14 protein-coding genes are annotated in these 18,012 nt (G+C 44.9%); 10 read left to right on the top strand and 4 right to left on the bottom strand.

Going from position 1 to position 18,012, the window contains the following annotated elements; all coding sequences use genetic code 11:
- Positions 1 to 36 precede the first annotated feature (36 nt).
- From lon to U1F02_RS01795, 4 genes are all read left to right on the top strand, one after another.
- Positions 37 to 2,451, top strand: coding sequence for an endopeptidase La (gene lon, locus U1F02_RS01810; RefSeq protein WP_409988635.1), 2,415 nt, complete (start codon positions 37 to 39; stop codon positions 2,449 to 2,451).
- A gap of 187 nt (positions 2,452 to 2,638) precedes the next feature.
- Positions 2,639 to 2,941: an HU family DNA-binding protein gene (locus U1F02_RS01805; protein WP_409989056.1), complete on the top strand. Its 303-nt coding sequence runs from the start codon at positions 2,639 to 2,641 to the stop codon at positions 2,939 to 2,941.
- Positions 2,942 to 3,109: 168 nt separating this feature from the next.
- A complete protein-coding gene (locus tag U1F02_RS01800; RefSeq protein WP_409988634.1) occupies positions 3,110 to 4,978 on the top strand; it encodes a SurA N-terminal domain-containing protein in 1,869 nt (622 codons plus the stop codon).
- 71 nt (positions 4,979 to 5,049) lie between these two features.
- Positions 5,050 to 5,592, top strand: coding sequence for a DUF1415 domain-containing protein (locus tag U1F02_RS01795; RefSeq protein ID WP_409988633.1), 543 nt, complete (start codon positions 5,050 to 5,052; stop codon positions 5,590 to 5,592).
- A gap of 3 nt (positions 5,593 to 5,595) precedes the next feature.
- Here the strand turns inward: U1F02_RS01795 and U1F02_RS01790 are convergent, their stop codons facing one another.
- Both U1F02_RS01790 and U1F02_RS01785 read right to left on the bottom strand, forming a co-directional pair.
- Positions 5,596 to 6,564 (bottom strand): diguanylate cyclase, encoded by a 969-nt coding sequence (locus tag U1F02_RS01790; protein ID WP_409988632.1) that lies wholly within the window; start codon positions 6,562 to 6,564, stop codon positions 5,596 to 5,598.
- A 16-nt stretch (positions 6,565 to 6,580) separates the two neighbouring features.
- Positions 6,581 to 7,195 carry a histidine kinase gene (locus U1F02_RS01785; protein ID WP_409988631.1) on the bottom strand — a complete coding sequence of 205 codons (615 nt, stop codon included), beginning with the start codon at positions 7,193 to 7,195 and terminating at the stop codon, positions 6,581 to 6,583.
- A gap of 270 nt (positions 7,196 to 7,465) precedes the next feature.
- On the opposite strand from U1F02_RS01785, the gene U1F02_RS01780 reads away from it, so the two are divergent.
- Genes U1F02_RS01780 through U1F02_RS01760 form a run of 5 tightly spaced genes read left to right on the top strand, consistent with a single transcriptional unit; the run spans position 7,466 to position 14,592 of the window.
- Positions 7,466 to 9,526 carry a M3 family metallopeptidase gene (locus U1F02_RS01780; RefSeq protein ID WP_409988630.1) on the top strand — a complete coding sequence of 687 codons (2,061 nt, stop codon included), beginning with the start codon at positions 7,466 to 7,468 and terminating at the stop codon, positions 9,524 to 9,526.
- A gap of 18 nt (positions 9,527 to 9,544) precedes the next feature.
- Positions 9,545 to 11,158, top strand: a complete 1,614-nt coding sequence (locus U1F02_RS01775) for a peptide ABC transporter substrate-binding protein (protein WP_409988629.1) — start codon at positions 9,545 to 9,547, stop codon at positions 11,156 to 11,158.
- Positions 11,159 to 11,170: 12 nt separating this feature from the next.
- The gene (locus U1F02_RS01770) at positions 11,171 to 12,103 is read left to right on the top strand and encodes an ABC transporter permease (RefSeq protein WP_409988628.1); all 933 of its coding nucleotides are present in this window, start codon (positions 11,171 to 11,173) and stop codon (positions 12,101 to 12,103) included.
- A gap of 2 nt (positions 12,104 to 12,105) precedes the next feature.
- Complete coding sequence (locus tag U1F02_RS01765; protein ID WP_409988627.1) at positions 12,106 to 12,978, top strand: ABC transporter permease; 873 nt, start codon at positions 12,106 to 12,108, stop codon at positions 12,976 to 12,978.
- Between the two features lie 15 nt (positions 12,979 to 12,993).
- Positions 12,994 to 14,592, top strand: coding sequence for an ABC transporter ATP-binding protein (locus U1F02_RS01760; protein ID WP_409988626.1), 1,599 nt, complete (start codon positions 12,994 to 12,996; stop codon positions 14,590 to 14,592).
- 2 nt (positions 14,593 to 14,594) lie between these two features.
- Here U1F02_RS01760 and U1F02_RS01755 read toward each other — a convergent pair whose 3' ends face one another.
- Both U1F02_RS01755 and gloB read right to left on the bottom strand, forming a co-directional pair.
- A complete protein-coding gene (locus U1F02_RS01755) occupies positions 14,595 to 16,130 on the bottom strand; it encodes a LysM peptidoglycan-binding domain-containing protein (protein ID WP_409988625.1) in 1,536 nt (511 codons plus the stop codon).
- A 127-nt stretch (positions 16,131 to 16,257) separates the two neighbouring features.
- The gene (gloB, locus tag U1F02_RS01750; RefSeq protein WP_409988624.1) at positions 16,258 to 17,040 is read right to left on the bottom strand and encodes a hydroxyacylglutathione hydrolase; all 783 of its coding nucleotides are present in this window, start codon (positions 17,038 to 17,040) and stop codon (positions 16,258 to 16,260) included.
- Between the two features lie 98 nt (positions 17,041 to 17,138).
- Here gloB and U1F02_RS01745 point away from each other — a divergent pair, with 98 nt between their 5' ends.
- Entirely contained in the window at positions 17,139 to 17,990 is an 852-nt protein-coding gene (locus U1F02_RS01745; protein WP_409988623.1) for a class I SAM-dependent methyltransferase, read from the top strand.
- The last annotated feature ends 22 nt before the right edge of the window (positions 17,991 to 18,012 follow it).

Below are 18,012 nucleotides of genomic sequence, written 5' to 3'. Positions count from 1 at the left end.
TAAATGAGGTCTTTACCTCACACCTGAGGATGCCTAATGGAAACACAAGATTTAACTTCGCAAGTATTAAATGAACTACCTTTGTTGCCTTTGCGCGACGTCGTGGTTTATCCGCATATGGTTACCCCTTTATTTGTCGGCCGCCAAAAATCGATTGAAGCGCTCGAAATTGCTATGGCTGCGGATAAACATGTTTTATTGGTAGCGCAAAAGAATCCGGCACTTGATGACCCCAAAGCTGAGGATGTTTATCAAGTTGGCACTATCGCCTCAATTCTTCAATTACTCAAACTGCCCGATGGCACGGTTAAAGTTTTAATTGAAGGTAAAGAGCGCGCGCAAATTGAAAAGATTGAAGAGCTTGAAACTCACTTCAAAGCTCAAATTTCTCCGCTGGAAGAAATTGGTGTGTCTAGCGCTGAAGCTCACGCGATGGTTTCGGCCGCAGTGAGTCAGTTTGAACAATACGTGAATCTAAGTAAGAAAGTCCCAGCGGAAGTTATTACCTCTTTGTCTGGTATAGATGATCCCGGTCGCTTGACGGATACCATTGCTGCGCACATGTCTCTTGAGCTTGCGCAGAAGCAAGCCATTTTAGAAATTATTGATGTTCGTGCGCGTCTCGATCATCTGCTCGGATTAATGGATACCGAAGTGGATGTATTTCAGGTTGAGAAAAAAATTCGTGGCCGCGTGAAAAAACAAATGGAAAAAAGCCAGCGCGAGTATTACTTGAATGAGCAAATTAAAGCCATTCAAAAAGAGCTTGGCGAAATGGGTGAGGATGTTAGCGAAGCGGACGAGATCGAGAAAAAAATCGCTGCCGCCGGTATGCCTAAAGACGCCGAAGATAAAGCGCGTGCTGAAGCCAATAAATTAAAAATGATGTCTCCCATGTCAGCGGAGGCATCGGTTCTGCGTGCTTATATTGACTGGATGGTTAAAGTACCGTGGTCCAAACGCAGCAAAGTTCGCCACGATCTTGTACGCGCCGAAGAAGTTTTGAATAAAGACCATTTTGGTTTGGACGAAGTTAAAGAGCGCATCCTTGAGTATCTCGCTGTTCAACAGCGCGTGAAAAAAGTTAAGGGTCCAATCTTATGTTTAGTAGGCCCACCAGGTGTTGGTAAAACATCCTTGGGTGAATCCATTGCACGCGCGACTAATCGTGAATTTGTTCGCATGGCTCTCGGCGGTGTCCGCGACGAAGCTGAGATCCGTGGGCATCGTAGAACCTATATTGGCTCTTTGCCTGGTAAGCTCATTCAAAAGATGGCGAAAGTTGGCGTAAAAAATCCGCTGTTCTTGCTCGACGAAATCGACAAGATGGGAATGGATAATCGCGGCGATCCGGCATCTGCTTTGCTGGAGGTTTTGGATCCTGAACAGAACAATCACTTCAATGATCACTATCTTGAAGTGGATTACGATCTGTCTGATGTGATGTTCGTTTGTACATCTAATTCCATGAATATCCCAGGTCCGCTGCTGGACCGTATGGAAGTTATTCGTATTCCTGGTTACACGGAGGATGAGAAGCTCAATATCGCGACTCGTTACCTGATTCCAAAGCAAATGAAGGCTAACGGTTTGAAAGAAAACGAGGTTGAGATTAAACCGGAAGTTATTCGTGACATAGTGCGTTATTACACGCGCGAAGCGGGAGTGCGCGGTCTTGAACGCGAAATTGCCAAGCTCTGCCGTAAGATCGTTACCCGTCACGTTAAGGAAAAGAAATTAACGGCCGACGTGGTTACATCCTCCGAGCTGGAAGAATTGCTTGGCGTTCACAAATTTGACTTTGGAAAAGCCGAAACTAACGATCAAGTTGGTCAAGTAACTGGCTTAGCGTGGACTCAAGTTGGCGGTGAGCTGCTTACTATCGAATCTTCCGCCGTTACAGGTAAGGGGCGCATTATCAAAACTGGTTCTCTTGGTGATGTAATGCAGGAGTCGATTCAAGCTGCCTTGACTGTCGTGAGATCACGTGCGCAGATATTGGGTATAGCGCCGGATTACCACGAGAAAGTGGATATTCATATCCATGTTCCTGAGGGGGCGACGCCCAAAGATGGTCCTAGTGCGGGTATCGCCATGTGTACAGCCTTAGTTTCTGTGCAAACCGGAATTCCTGTGCGTGCGGATGTCGCTATGACCGGCGAAATTACACTGCGTGGTGAGGTCTTGCGAATCGGCGGCTTGAAAGAAAAGCTGCTCGCCGCTCACAGAGGTGGAATTAAAACGGTTGTGATCCCAGCGGGCAATGAGCGTGATTTAAAGGAGATCCCAGCCAATATCAAGGCCGATCTTTCCATTAAGCCCGTACAGTGGATTGATGAGGTGCTCGAAATTGCGCTTCAGCATATGCCAAAGCCTTTATCTGATGAGGAATACCGCGCGTTAGAGCAGGCTGCGCAAAAGTCTGATGCCGCTCGTATAAGTACTCACTAAATGCTTATGTGTTGAAACGACACAATCTGGCCAGGGATGGCGATTACAAAATGATCAGAACGTAAAATGCTTTGCAGAATGTTTGATGTTTCCTTGACCCTCCTCTCCTCAGTTGGTATAAATCGCAATTCATTTATTGTATAGGCCGCGCACCGCATGCTTCTCAGAGAGGTGCGAGCGCAAATTAATTGAACAAATAATCAGAAAGGGGTCAAGTGTGAACAAAACTGAACTTATCGAAGCGATTGCCGCGTCAGCAGATATTCCTAAAGCCGCCGCCGGTCGCGCATTGGATGCAGTTGTAGAAAATATCACTAATGCCCTCAAAAGTGGTGATTCAGTTGTGTTGGTTGGTTTCGGTACTTTCGCTGTTAAAGAGCGTGCAGCACGTACTGGTCGTAACCCACAAACTGGTAAAGAAATTCAAATTGCTGCTTCTAAAGTGCCAGGCTTTAAAGCCGGTAAAGCGTTGAAAGACGCTGTAAATTAATATTGTAGTGCTGCCGACTTCTGTTCATCACGTTGGTGGTAGGGTAGGAAAAAGGCGCATTGTAAAGTGCGCCTTTTTTATTAATGGTTTATCTGAATTTGTTTGCAAAGCAGCATAGTTTTGAATGCTTTTGTGCGTATAGATTAAAGAGTCTGTTGGGAGTTTAAAATGCTACAAGAATTGCGCGACAAGTCTACGGGCATGATTGCGAAAGTCATTATCGGTTTTATTATTGTGATTTTTGCGTTGTTCGGGACCGAGGCTCTTTTTCAAAATTATGGTGCGGCCAATAAAGGCATAGCTGTTAACGGTGAAAAAATTACCGAAGATGATATTGCCCGCGGTATTCAAAGTCGCAAGCAACAAATTATTAGTCGTTACGGAGATTCAGTTCCTGCGGAATACCTCACTGATGAAAAATTACGTCAGCCAGTTATCGAGGGCTTAATTCAGCGCGCATTGTTATCCCAGGCTGCGAAAAAAGGTGGTTTGGCTGCGAATACTGCCGCTATCAACAAAGAAATAGTTAGTGCTCCAGTGTTTCAGCAAGACGGCGTGTTCAACCAAGATCGTTTCGTTCAATTACTTCGTTACCAAGGCTTAACGCCTGCCAAATATCAAAAAGCACTTGCGGAAGATACGGTAATCAATCAATTGCAATTTGCTATTGCTAACTCATCTTTCGTAACTCCTGCTGAGTTAAAAAATATTATTGGATTGAGTTTTCAATCGCGCGACTTTAGTTACTTCGTAATTCCAACAGAATCTGTAGAAAAATCAGTTGTTGTTGAAGATCAAGATATTAAAGCGAATTACGACGCAAATGCTGCTACCTACACAACACCAGAACAAGTTGCTGTTGACTATGTTGAATTGAGTATTGGTGAATTGGCTAAAAATATTACCGTGACTGATGATCAAGTTCAGAAGCAGTTTGAGCAAAACTCAAAAACATTTGTTGCTAAAACAGAGCGCCAAGCTGCACATATTTTATTTGAAGGCGCGGATGCTCAGAAGCGTGCTGAAGAAGTGAAGGCTAAATTGGCAGCAGGGGAAGATTTTGCAAAACTGGCGAGTGAGTTTTCTGCTGACTCGGGCTCAAAGAATCAAGGCGGCGATTTGGGTTTTTCATCTGGTGACGCGTTTCCTGCTGAGTTTGAGGCTGCATTGGCCAAGTTGAAAGTAGGTGAGATTTCTGCTCCCGTGAAAACCGATGCGGGCGTTCATATTATTAAGCTGGTATCAGAACGCGGCTCCAAAGCGCCTACCTTTGAGGAGTCAAAAGCGAGTATTGTTGATCAACTAAAACGTACCGAAGCTGAAGCCCAGTTCGGAGTGAAGCTAGAGAAACTTAAGGATTTAGCTTACAACGCGGATAGCTTGAATGACGTGGCTAAAGAATTAGGTCTGACTGCACAGAATACCGGGTTGTTTACCAAAACCAATGGTAAGGATCTGACCGCGAATAACGCATTTGTTAATGCCGCGTTTTCAACGGAAGTGTTAGAGCAGGGTAACGCTAGCGAGATTATCGAATTGGAGCCAAGTCGCGTTGTTGTGCTGAAGAAGACGGATCGTAAACCAGCACAGTTGCAACCGTTGGATTTGGTAAAAGATCAAATTGCTGCAGTCGTTCGTGCGGAAAAAGTACAGGTGCTCCTGTCTAAACAAGCGACTGACGTAGTGGCTGCGTTAAACGCTGGTGGTTCAATTGCCGATCAAGCTAAGACTCTGGGCTTTGAAGTGAAGTCAGCAGCTGGTGTAACCCGCTCTGATAGCTCTGCTGATCGTGACGTGCTGCAATACGCTTTCAGTCTTGCGGCACCATCTGCTGGAAAATCCGTTTTTGGTAGCGTTAAGACGGCTAAAGGTGGTTATGCAGTTGTAGCTTTAAATGGTGTTCAATTAGCGGGAGAAGATAAAGTTCCTGCCGAACAACGTGCCGCTATTTCGCAACAATTGGCAAACATTAATGGTGAGTATGATTTCAAGAGCTACCAAACTCACTTGCAAGAAGTTGCGAAAATTAAGAACTAATGCAAGTTAGTGATTCACAAAAAGAGCTGCTTGCAGCTCTTTTTTTATGTGCGTGATATTGAGGCCTGTTTATGAGTGCGGTAGAAAAAGACGTTCTGCTCTGGTTGAACTCGGTCGTCATAGGCTTAAACCTTTGTCCATTCTCAGGCAAGCCAACGCGCGAAAATCGGGTAAGGCTTGTGGTAAGTGATGCGTCTACTGAAGAAGACGTTTTAGCCGATTTATTTTTAGAGATGGAGTTACTTGATAAAACACCTGTCTCTGAACTCGAAACAACTTTGTTGATAATTCCAAAGGCGTTAACGGATTTTTTCGACTACAACCATTGTCTAGCATGGGCTCAATCGCAATTGAAGAGGCGAGGATGGTTGGGCATTTATCAGCTAGCGAGCTTTCATCCTGATTACTGCTTTGCGGGCGCAGAGCCAGAGGATGTGGAGAATCTGACGAACCGTTCGCCTTATCCGATCATTCACATTATTCGTGAAGCTAGCCTGGAAAAAGCACTAGGTTTTTTTGAGGGCGTAGAAGAAATTCCAGAACGAAACAAGGAAACTGTAGCTGCTCTTAGCGAAGCGCAAAAACAACAATTGTTCCCTTATTTGTTTAAATGATTTTTATTCAGCGATAGTGAACCGGTTTCGGCCGCCCTCTTTGGATTGGTAAAGCGCAGCATCGGCTTTTTCAATCCAGGCTCTATGATCGGCCACTTTGTCGGTAAGTTGCGCGAGACCCAAGCTAATCGTAAATCTCACTTGCTGTCCTTCGGAAACAACAACCATTTTCTCAACACTGGTGCGTAATCTTTCCGCAAAAACGCTAGCACCTTTCACATCGGTACCGGTAAGAATCACACCGAACTCTTCACCGCCGTATCGTCCAGCTATATCCAGATCGCGTACTTGTTCTTTTAACGCGCGGCTTACTTGGCGAATAACGTCATCACCTACGGTATGTCCGTATTTATCATTAACTTTCTTAAAGTGGTCAATGTCCATCATGATCAAGGTTGATGCCTGATCGTAACGATCATAACGCTTAAATTCTTGGATCAGGCGCAACTCCCAATAGCCACGGTTAAACAATCCGGTAAGGTGGTCGGTGCGGCTAAGGTTTTGCAGCTGATTGTTTGCTTGTTGTTGGGCCATCTTGTTAATGGCGGTATCGGTTACGTCATAGATGATCAAACAAATTTGCTCTACATGCCCCTTAGAGTCCATTAGAGGAATAATGGTGCTGTTTTGGTACATGTGTTCCGCTGTGCCGGTGATAGGGCGATAGTGTGGAAAGCGGAAGAGGTAAGGGCGCTGTTCCCAAGTGGTGAATGTAGCGTTCTGCAGCACAAATACTGATTGAGCCTTGTGCTTAAACCACGTTTCGGAAAGCTCAGGGAAGACGCTAAAAATACTGCGTTGCAATACGTCTTCCGGGGTTTTGCCGCTGTGGTTCTGCATAAAGCTGTTCCACATAACCACCTGGTAATTGCGATCCATTACCACCAGGCCAACATCAATGTTTTGGAGGATGTCCATAAACCAATGGACATCTTCGAAAAACTTACTGAAATCTTTATTGTTCGTTGTCATGCGATATGGGCAGCTTCTAGTCGAGTAAGTAATTGAGTTTTTCTACCAAACCATCGATCGAGTGTTCAGCAATTACTATTAGTAGATCGCAATTGATCTTGTGGTTCTCAATAGAGTAGTTGATTTCAACTACTAATGCCTGTTTCCAGCTCATATTGTTGTTTTGGAGCAGGTCAGCGATATTGCAGTGCTGGCCTAAAAGCATTGGTGGGCCGAAGCTAAAATGGGTGTCCAATTGCTCCGCTAAACCTTTCAAGCAAGCACCGTTCAACACGTTAGCGGTGTCCATTAACAATTCATACTCAGCCTGCTCGTCAGTAACGCGATCGTACTTCAATAAGCTGGCAAGGTCGTTGAAATCGGTTCCGTTGAATATCAGCATGGCTTCGCCTGCTATACCACCACCGATAAAGCCTTGACATACCCCATGCACCACATCGCTACTTTCGCGGTTCAAGGACTGAAGTGCCATAGCGATATCGGTGGGGTTGAGGATACTCACGTGAGGTATTGAGAGAACAACAAAAACGTCCAAAAGTCTGGCTAGCCGGTCACCAGCGCGCCCCATGGCCACGTTGGTAATCTCCTGAAGGCAGTCACGTTGATCTTCCGTTAGCAGGTGTGCGTGCATAGTTATAATCATGCTAATTAGGTTTAGGTTATTCCAAGCTTAGCAGCTGTACAGCAATATGCGATTCACTTGTTAAAAAATGTGTCAATTTATTGATTACTTTAACAAAACGGGTGTCTCATGCAGTTGTTCGTATCCCTTTTTCCAATCTTTTAGCGCATATTAAAGTGTAATAACATGAGCTAAGTTTCTGTAGTTCTGGCATTTACAGACTGTTACGGCAAACAACGGCGCTTAAGGCTGACTATCAATTCAACAAGGCAGATAAAAATGATCAACCCTTCCCGTAAGGTTCACAGCAAATCCAAACAAATTGTATTGAGTGCGGTATGCCTGATAATGGTTGCCTGCAGTCAGTCAAGCTCCAAGCCGAATGCTAAACAACCCCAGATCACTCAACGACCCGCTTGGGAGTTGCCGACAGATGCAGAGGCGAAGGCGTATCTTGCGGAGTGTGAGACTGACTTTAAAAAGTTGGCTTTTGAGCTTGATAGTTTCTCCAGCGTCTCCACGACTAAGGATAAAAGCTTGCTAGACAAGCTTAACCGGATGGACATGATATCTGATGCGCAGATGAGTAAGGCGGGGCTTTACTCCAGTGTTCATCCCAACAAAGAAGTGCGCTCAGCGGCAGAAGCTTGCGAGCAGCACTTTGTTGAGATCAACACGGACATAAGTTTATCCCGTGCCATATATGATCAGGTTAGTAAAATCGACGCCAGCCAATTAGGTGCAGAGGATAAGCGTTATCTTGAACATATGCTTCGTGATTTTCACCGCTCCGGTGTTGATAAAGATGATGCTACTCGTGACAAGATAAAAAAATTAAGCGAAGAAATAAATTTAATCGGTCAGGAATTCGATAAAAATTATCGTGATGGTGGCAGGAAGATAGAAGTTGCTTCGGTGAAGGAGCTAGATGGTCTTCCGAAGGATTATATTGAGCGCCACAAGCCAAATTCAGACGGAAAAATCATTCTTACCACAGACTCTCCCGATTACATTCCGTTAATGCAGTACGCCAAAAGCGATGCGCTAAGAGCGCGCGCTTACAGGGTATATCGCAGCATGGCGTATCCTGAAAATAAGCCCGTGCTTGAAAACCTCTTGGTTAAGCGATACGAGCTATCGCAGTTGCTAGGTTATAGCGATTACGCGACCTACGTCACTGAAGACAAGATGATAAAGTCGCCAAAAAATGCGCAGGAATTCATTGATAAAGTATCTACGCTCGCAACCCCACGTACTCAAGCTGAATACCAAGTATTGCTTAAACGTTTGCAAAAAATTGATCCCAAAGCAACTCGTGTAAACGACTGGCAAAAAATGTATTTGCAGGAGCTGATTAAAAAAGAGAAATATCAAGTCGACGCTCAAAAAGTTCGTCAGTACTTCCCATACGCTAGGGTGCAGCAAGGTATTTTCGATTTAACCCAAGCCATGTTTGGTGTGACTATTAAACCTTGGCAAACCCAAACTTGGCACCCTTCGGTAAAGGCGTTTGAAATTTATGACGGCGACAAGGTTATTGGTCGTTTTTATCTCGACATGCATCCTCGCGAAGGAAAATATAAACATGCTGCGCAATTTGGGATTCAAAGCGGCATAAAAGGTGTCCAGCTGCCTATCGCTGCACTAGTGTGTAACTTTCCCGGCGGTGAAAATCCTAACGATTTGCTAGAACATAGTGATGTGGAAACTTTTTTACATGAATTTGGCCACCTGTTACATACCATGTTTAGTGGTGACCACGAGCGCGTAGCGTTTTCTGGCGTGAAAACAGAATGGGATTTCGTAGAGGCCCCCTCACAAATGTTGGAGGAGTGGGTTTGGGATGCGGATACTTTGGCAAGTTTCGCTCGCAATGAAAAAGGTGAAGTGATCCCTAAAAATCTAGTGGATAAAATGCGCGCAGGCCGAGATTTCGGGCGCGGTCTTTGGACCAAGCATCAGTTGTTCTATGCCGCGACTTCTTTAAATCTCTATAACAAAAATCCTGCAGACATAGATCTGGATAAAATTACCGCACAAATTCAGGCCACATATTCTCCCTTCGGTTATGTAGACGGTACGCATTTCTATGCAAGCTTTGGCCATCTGAACGGATATTCAGCCATTTATTACACCTACATGTGGTCTCTTGTGATTGCGAGCGATATGTTCAGCGAGTTCGAGAAGCAGGGGCTTCGCAATCAAGCTGTAGCATTAAAATATCGCAATTCTGTTTTAGCTCCGGGCGGGTCTAAAGATGCGGCGGATTTGGTATCTGATTTTTTGGGTAGACCATTTAGTTTTGATGCGTTCGCCAGAAAGTTGGAAAAGTCACTTTAATATCGCGCCGGATAAATTATGAAGTTTTCAGCGGTAATTATTTTTTTTGCGGTGTGTTTGCCGATCCTCACTGGTTGTGAGAAGCACAAAACCCTAGTAGAGATCGGTAATGAACAACAAATAATGCATATTGGTAATGCGCTGGAGCCGCCTGACATTGATCCCCATGTAACGACTGGTTTGCAGGAATATCACCTGCAAATGAATATCTTTGAAGGGTTGGTTTCAAAACATCCTCAAACGCTTGAAGCTGTCCCAGGAGTTGCTGACTCCTGGGAAATTTCAGAAGATCAAACCGTTTATACATTCCATATTCGCGACAATGCTAAGTGGTCTGATGGCGATAAACTCACCGCGTATGATTTTGAGTATTCTTGGAAGCGCGTTCTACAACCCGAGATTGGGTGTGAGTACACGACGGATTTTTTTGTCATAAAAAATGCAGAAGAGTATTACAAAGGCGAGGTTAAAGATTTTAAAGACGTTGGTATTAAGGCTTTAGACGAATCTTACTTCCAAGTGACCTTGAAATTCCCTGTCCCATACTTTTTGTTGCAAATGGATAATTTTGCAATGTATCCGGTGCAAAAAAAGACAATCGAGAAATTTAATGCATTTAAAGAGCGTGGCACTCGGTGGACAAGAGCTGGAAATTTTGTCGGTAATGGTGCTTTTGTGATTAAAGAGTGGATTCCAAGTGTGGTGTTTTCGGTCAAGAAAAATCCTTACTATTGGGATGCTGCCAATGTGAAATTAAATGAAATTAATTTCTATCCCTATGACAATATTTTACTTGAGGAGAGAATGTTTAAAGCGGGGCAGCTACATAAAACCGAATATTTACCAACAGAAAAAACCGAAAAGTATAAAGGTTCAGCGGACTACTATCAGAGTCCGTTTTATGCAATTTACTATTACCTCTTTAACAATAAAGTTAAACCTTTTGACGATGTTCGCGTAAGGAAAGCGCTTGCCTATGCAGTTGACAGAGAGTCCTTGGTTAAGAACGTTACCAAAGGTGGGCAGACGCCCGCTTATCATTACACGCCCGATAACCCATACGGTTATACCGCCAAGGTAAATTTTTCATATGATGTCCAGCTCGCAAAAAAATTACTTGCTGAAGCTGGGTATCCAGATGGTAAAGGCTTTCCCAAAATTGAGCTTACTTACAACACTCATGCGGATCATTTAAAAGTTGCCTTGGCAATCCAGCAAATGTGGAAGAACAATCTTGGGATTGACATTACCTTGCGAAATTTGGAATGGAAAGTTTATTTGGATGCGCGTAATTCCCGCGACTTTCAAATTTTAAGGCGAGCTAACGTGGCAGATATTCTTGACCCATCAACTTTTTTGCTTCCAATGATGACGCACGACCCCATGAATGATTCGGAGTGGGGAAGTAAACGTTATGACGAATTGATGGAGCTCTCCAAACGAGCCAAGACACAAGAGGAGCGTTTCGCGTATTTTCAGGAAGCGGATAAGATTTTGGTAGATGAAATGCCCATGATCCCCCTGTACTTTTACACTACCAATAATTTAGTTGCCTCTAATGTGAAGGGATATTATAAAAATATTCTGGATTATCACCCTTACAAATATGTTTATTTAGAGTCAACTCACTAGCAGGTTCGAATAATGTTTGTTTTTATCCTCAAGAGACTATTGCAAGCAGTGCCTGTGCTACTGGTGGTAACTCTTGTTACATTTTTTTTAATTCATTCTGCACCTGGTGGGCCCTTCGATCAGGAGCGAAAAGTTTCGCCGGACGTTCTGAAAAATCTTAATGCTCGGTATTATCTGGACGAACCTACCTGGAAACAATTTTTACGATACACAGAGAGTCTAGTGCAAGGTGATTTTGGCCCGTCCTTTAAATATCCCAGTCACACTGTGAACGATCTGATTGCGGCGGGGTTTCCCGTTACATTTGAGTTGGCCTGTTACGCGATTTTGTTTGCGTTAGTTATTGGGCTAGCTGCGGGAATAATGGCATCCGTAAAACCAAATAGTCTTTGGGATTATCTTCCAATGTCTGGTGCCATGATGGGAATTTGTTTGCCGTCTTTTGTATTAGGTCCATTACTCTTGCTGGTTTTTGGAATTTGGTTGCAATGGTTACCTGTAGCAGGCTGGGGAAAAATACCGGGCGATAAAATTCTTCCTTCGATTACCTTAGGTGCATCTTACGCAGCATACATTGCCCGCATAACGCGCGGTGGAATGCTAGAAGTTCTGTCGCAAGATTACATTCGTACCGCACGCGCGAAAGGCATGTCAACCGCAAGAATCATATTTGTTCACGCATTACGTGGTGGTTTAACGCCCACGGTTTCCTTTTTGGGGCCAACCATTGCAGGCTTACTGGCTGGCTCATTTGTGGTGGAAAGTCTTTTTCAAATCCCGGGGATAGGTCGTTTTTATATACAGGCAGCATTCAACCGTGACTACACAATGATTATGGGGTGCACCATTTTTTTTGCATTCTTGATTGTCTTGTTCAATATTCTTTCAGATTTGGTTCTGCTACTTCTCAACCCTAAGCTTCGACACCAAGTGCGCGGGGTGTAAGCATGAACAACACTACAATTATCGAAAGCGGTACCTCTTTGACGGAAGATGCGTTCTTGCGTTTACGCAAGAACAAATTGGCAATGTTTGGATTATGTGTGTTGGTGGTTTTAATTCTCATAGCATTGCTGACTCCGTTTATCGCACCCTACACCTATGATGGACAGAATTTAGAGCTAGGTGCTACCGCGCCCTCAGCCCAACATTGGTTGGGGACAGATGTTTTGGGGCGCGATCAACTCACACGAATTATGTACGGTAGCCGTGTATCCTTAATGGTTGGATTTGTCGCAACCTCCGTTGCTCTTTTAATTGGCGTGCTATGGGGCGCGACCGCTGGTTTTTTCGGTGGGCGGGTTGATGCCATTATGATGCGTATTGTCGATGCGCTATTTGCTTTGCCGTTCACTATCTTCGTTATCTTGCTCACCGTTATTTTTGGCAGCAGTATGCTGTTGCTCTTCTTGGCGATTGGTGCTGTTGAATGGTTAACCATGGCTCGCATTGTGCGCGGTCAAGTATTGAGCATTAAGCAACAAGAGTTTATTGAAGCCGCCGTTACTATGGGGCTATCGCCTTGGCAAATTATTACTCGTCACCTGATTCCCAACGTCGTCGGTCCCGTTATCGTCTACACAACATTGACTATTCCAGGTGTGATTTTGCTGGAATCTTTTTTGAGCTTTCTGGGTTTAGGAATTCAACCACCTGCAAGCTCATGGGGTTCGCTTATTTCGAGTGGTGTTGAGGTGATGGAAGAATATCCTTGGCTCCTGATTTTTCCGGGCTTAGCTTTGTCAATCACCTTGTTCTCGCTCAACTTCTTAGGCGACGGTTTGCGTGATGCGCTTGATCCCCGTGCATCAAAAGATTAGATCTGGAGCCCTTATATGCTAACCGTTAAAAATCTCCGTATTGCTTTTAATACTCGAAATGGTGCGAGCCTTGCCGTCGAGGATCTAAGTTTTGAAGTTAAGGCCGGCGAAGTTTTGGGTATTGTCGGAGAATCTGGTTCTGGAAAATCCGTTGCTTGTTACAGTTTGCTGGGGTTAATTCCGTCGCCCCCAGGCAACATTGAAAATGGCTCTGCCTTATTTCTAGGCAAAGATTTGTTGGGAATGAGCGAGACTGACTTGCGCAATATTCGCGGACGAAAGATCAGCATGATTTTTCAAGATCCAATGACCTCGCTCAACCCTTATATGCGTGTTTCAGATCAACTTATTGAAACGGTCATGCAGCATCACGACATTTCTAAACAGGAAGCCCGTAAGCGTTCTATTGATGCTCTGGTAGAGGTTGGTATTCGTGACGTAGAAAAACGAATTGATCATTACCCTCACCAATTTTCAGGCGGTATGCGCCAGCGCGTTATGATCGCTATGGCCTTAATTAGCGAGCCAGAATTATTAATTGCAGATGAACCCACAACGGCACTGGACGTGAGTGTGCAAGCGCAAATTCTAAACCTCATAAAAAATTTGCAACGCAGTCGAAATCTTGCTGTTATTTTCATCACTCACGATTTGGGTGTGGCTGCGCAAATGGCAGATCACGTAGTGGTCATGGAGAAAGGCAAGCTCGTAGAGCAAGGCAAAACTGAAGATATTTTCTCTAATCCAACGCAACCTTATACTCGAAAATTGCTAAGCGCAGTTCTAACAACAGCTAAACCCACACCTTGTCTCGCAGACGAAACCCGGCCACCTTTTTTAGAAATAAAGAACCTCCACACCGACTTTTCTCAGTTCGGAGGCCTTTTTTTTAAACGACTGATCAATACGCAAAAAGCGGTTGATGATATTAGCCTGACGATTAGGCGTGGAGAAATTTTGGGTGTGGTGGGCGAGTCTGGTTCGGGAAAATCTACTCTAGGGCGCACCATCATGCGTCTGGTAGAAGCTCAGTCTGGCAAGGTTTTATTGGAAGGGCAAAACTTGCTCAAGTTATCGGACGCCGATTTAAAACGAGCGCGTCGAGATTTTCAGATGATTTTCCAAGATCCCTATGCGTCACTGAATCCTCGAATGACTGTGTTTGATACCTTGGCCGAACCGTTATTAACACACGGTCTTGCGACACGGAAAACAGTGTTAGATCAAGTCAACCAGCTTTTGGATGATGTGGGCTTGGATCGTCAATCTGTTCGAAAATATCCGCACGAATTCTCGGGTGGGCAGCGTCAACGCATCGCCATCGCACGCGCGATTTCCCTAAAACCGAAATTAATTATTGCTGACGAGCCTGTGTCGGCGTTGGACGTCACTATACGTGCACAAATTCTGAAGTTGTTGTTAGAGCTAACGCAAAAGCATCAATTAACGATGCTATTCATTTCGCATGATATGTCGGTTGTTCGCTACCTATGCGATCGCGTCTTAGTTATGCAAAACGGGCGATTGGTTGAAGAAGGTAAAACGGAAGCTATTTTTGCTGCGCCAAGGGAACCTTACACACAGCAGTTACTAGCCGCTATACCAAAACTCTGAGCTTAGTTTTTAGCATCAACCAGCACAATTAATTCCTGATTAGGGCGAATGCTGGTTTCATCTTTTATTTTATTCCACTCCATAATTTGTTTAACGCTTACGTCGTATTTGGCTGCAATCTTACCTAAGGTGTCACCGGACTTAATGGTGTAATTAAGCGTTTTCGATTGAGAAGCTACGCTGTTTTGCGCTTGAGCGGTTACCAAAAGTTTTTGGCCGGGTTTAAGCCCGCTATTGGCTGTCATCTTGTTGAGCTTGGTTAGGGCATCGACCGTCATATTTTGCGATTTCGCAATCGACCATAAGTTATCGCCTGATTTTACGGTGTAAAAATTGGACTTTTCCTTTGGTACAGTTTGCTCAGCAGCTATTTTTTCGGGTGCCAAAGAAGTTGGGATTTCACTGGTAGGTGAGAGCGGGATCTGCAAGCGTTGTCCTAAACTGAGATTGGTGCTTTTCAAATTGTTGATGGTCTTAATTTGGTTTGCATCAGCTCCGTAACGCTTTGCAATAGCATCCAGCGTGTCGCCTTTTTTAACTTGGTGTTCCTGCCATTTAAGATTTGCCACCTTGGGTAAGGTATCAAGCTGGAGTTTAAAGCTCGCCGCAGCGTCAACGGGTACAAGTAATTGCCTCGGCTCTGTTGGATCTGTGAGCCAACCTTTGTAACCGGAATTCAATTTTTTAAGCAATGCTCCGTCAAGGGCGCTATTTTGTGCTGCTTCTGCAAGATTCACTTGCGAGTCCACATTTATTTTGACGAAGTAAGGAACGTCTGCAATAGGGTAAAGTTTGAAATCGTAAACATTTGGGTCAGCCACAATTTTGGAAAGTGCCAAGAGCTGTGGAATATACCCTTGCGTTGTTTTGTTAAGCGGTAGCGACCAAAAATCGGTGGGTTTTCCTGCGCGGCGATTTTTGTCTACAGCTTGTTGTATCGCGCCATCACCAGCATTGTAGGCGGCAACGGCTAACAACCAATCCTTATCGAATTTGGTGTATAGCTTTTTCAGCAGACGAATAGCCGCATCTGTCGAGGCAACTACGTCTTTTCGCCCGTCATACCAAGAGTTTTGTTTAAGCCCGAAATTACGTCCAGTCGCGTCCCCGAACTGCCACATTCCCGCATTACTTGCTGAAGCTGCGGTTGGGTTGTAGGAGCTTTCAATAAATGGCAAAAGCGCAAGTTCCATCGGCATACCGTTGGCTTCCATTTCGCTCACAACGTAATGCAGAAATGGTTCGCTTTGCTGCGTGATTTTATAAAAGTAGGCTTTGTTACTGGTGTAAAAACGAATTTGTGCATCAACGGCAGGGTTAGACGCTTGCGGCAAACTGAATCCGGCTCGAATGTGATCCCAAACGGTATCGTAGGTTTTCTGTGTGGATGCTTGTTCTGTTTTGCCAACTGGATGCCACTTGGCTTCAGCGGGGGAATCGGTAGTTTGGGGTGCTGGCTTGAGGTGCAGGCCATCGCAACTCGCTAGGAGGGCAGTCAGGGAAACCATCGTTAATAGAGGTCGATTTATAAATGTCATAGAGTCACATCGTTATAGGTGATTATCTGCCTCCTCCTTGCTGTATGAATATTGATCTGCCACGCCATCAGAGGGCAAGTCTATGGATTGCGCCAGAATGGGTCAACCCAAAGATTCGCTTGAGTTCTCAGAAGTTATCCTTAAGGAGTCTCAAATTAATAAAGACATCAACTTCGGTCGCCAGTTGCTTCCCGCATTTATGCTCTACGGCGCCACGAACTGAGTTTAAATGACAACGTAAAAAAGGATTGGTTCGCCGCTCTATCTCCAAGTGCGTAGGTACGGTGGGAATACCTTGAGCTCGCTTTTGCGATTCGTCAGTTTCCCTTGTTTTGAGGTCTTCGTTTTCTGGCTCTATGCTGAGCGCAAATCGAAGGTTGGCGAGCGTATATTCGTGTGCGCCGTATATGAGTGTGTTGTCTGGCAATTCAGATATACGTTGCAATGAGCTATGTAAAAGTTCTGCCGTGCCATCGAATAAACGGCCGCAACCGGCAGCGAACAGGGTGTCGCCACTGAAAAGACGTGGGTTATCTCCCGGTAGTTTGAAGAGATAGGCGATATGATCCAAGGTGTGTCCTGGCAGCTTCAACACATCCGCCTCTATAGAGCCAAGGGTGAGTTTGTTTCCCTCATATAGATGGTGTGTAACCATTGGCATCCGAGGCGAATCTGGGCCGTAAATCGGAATGTTGAAAAGTTCGCTTAGCTCGGCAGCGCCATCAACATGGTCGTGGTGGTGATGGGTTAGGAGTATTCCCCGCAGATCAAGCTTGTATTGGGTGAGGCATTCAATAACAGGTTGAGCAGAACCTGGATCAACTATAAAAGCATCCGGTACTTGTTGATCTGGCTGGATCAACCAAAAATAATTGTCTTTGAAGGCTGGAATTGTGTGAATGTGAAGCATAATGACCCAATATCAAAGAATTCAAATAGCGAGTTCCTCTCAATGCTACCTGAGCGGCCTAATTTCAAGATCTAAACCGGTTTATATACGAGTTGCCTATGTCAAACCTGTTAAAGGGCCTGTCTTTAAAAGGCTTGAAGCGCCAATGGCGAAAGCGCTTTGGTGTTTTGCCCCTGCGTACAAGCCTGGACGGCCTTAGTGAATGGTTTGATTCACCCCTTGGCCAGTTGTTGGTGGATAAAGAGCGAGATTGCCTTGATGGCGAGTTAGGTGATTTGTTCGGTTACCATCTGCTGCAACTCAGCGTTGCGCGACAGCTGGATCTAACCCAGGCCAGCCGAATTTCCCACCGATTTGCGCTTTACCCGCAAGTAACTCAAAACCCTATTGTAACGGGGGTTGCTGATTTCACCCATCTTCCTTTGCCGCCTAACACGGTAGATCTTGTGATTTTGCATCATGCACTGGACTTTAGCCAAAAACCGCATCAGGTGTTGCGCGAGTCCGCTGGTGTGCTCATTTCCCAAGGGCATTTGGTGGTGGTTGGGTTTAACCCTTGGAGCTTATTGGGGTTGTGGCGCTGGCTAACACGATTTTTTAGTGATGCACCTCAGTGGCGCCATCAGTCACTTCGCTTGGGGCGAGTATTGGATTGGCTCGCGGTTCTGGATTTCGAACCTGTTGCCGTGCGTCAAGGTTTTTACTGCCCCCCAACTCATAAATCCGGCGTGACTAAATATTTGCAATGGATGGAACGCTGGGGTAAAAGACTTTGCCTGCCGTGGGGTGGCTTTTATGTAATAGTCGCTCGTAAAGATAGCGTTGCTATGACCCCCATAAAGCCTCAGTGGCAAGCCTATAGAGGGTTGCGGGGCTGGGGCGTCACTAAAATTCTCGGTAAAGCAACTCGCGATAAAGAGCCGCAGATGCACAATACTTCTAAGAAATAACCTGATATAAATGGAATAACTG

The organism is Cellvibrio sp., from assembly GCF_046347455.1.
In the GTDB taxonomy this organism is placed as follows: Bacteria; Pseudomonadota; Gammaproteobacteria; order Pseudomonadales; family Cellvibrionaceae; genus Cellvibrio.
This window is presented reverse-complemented; position numbering and strand designations above follow the sequence as displayed.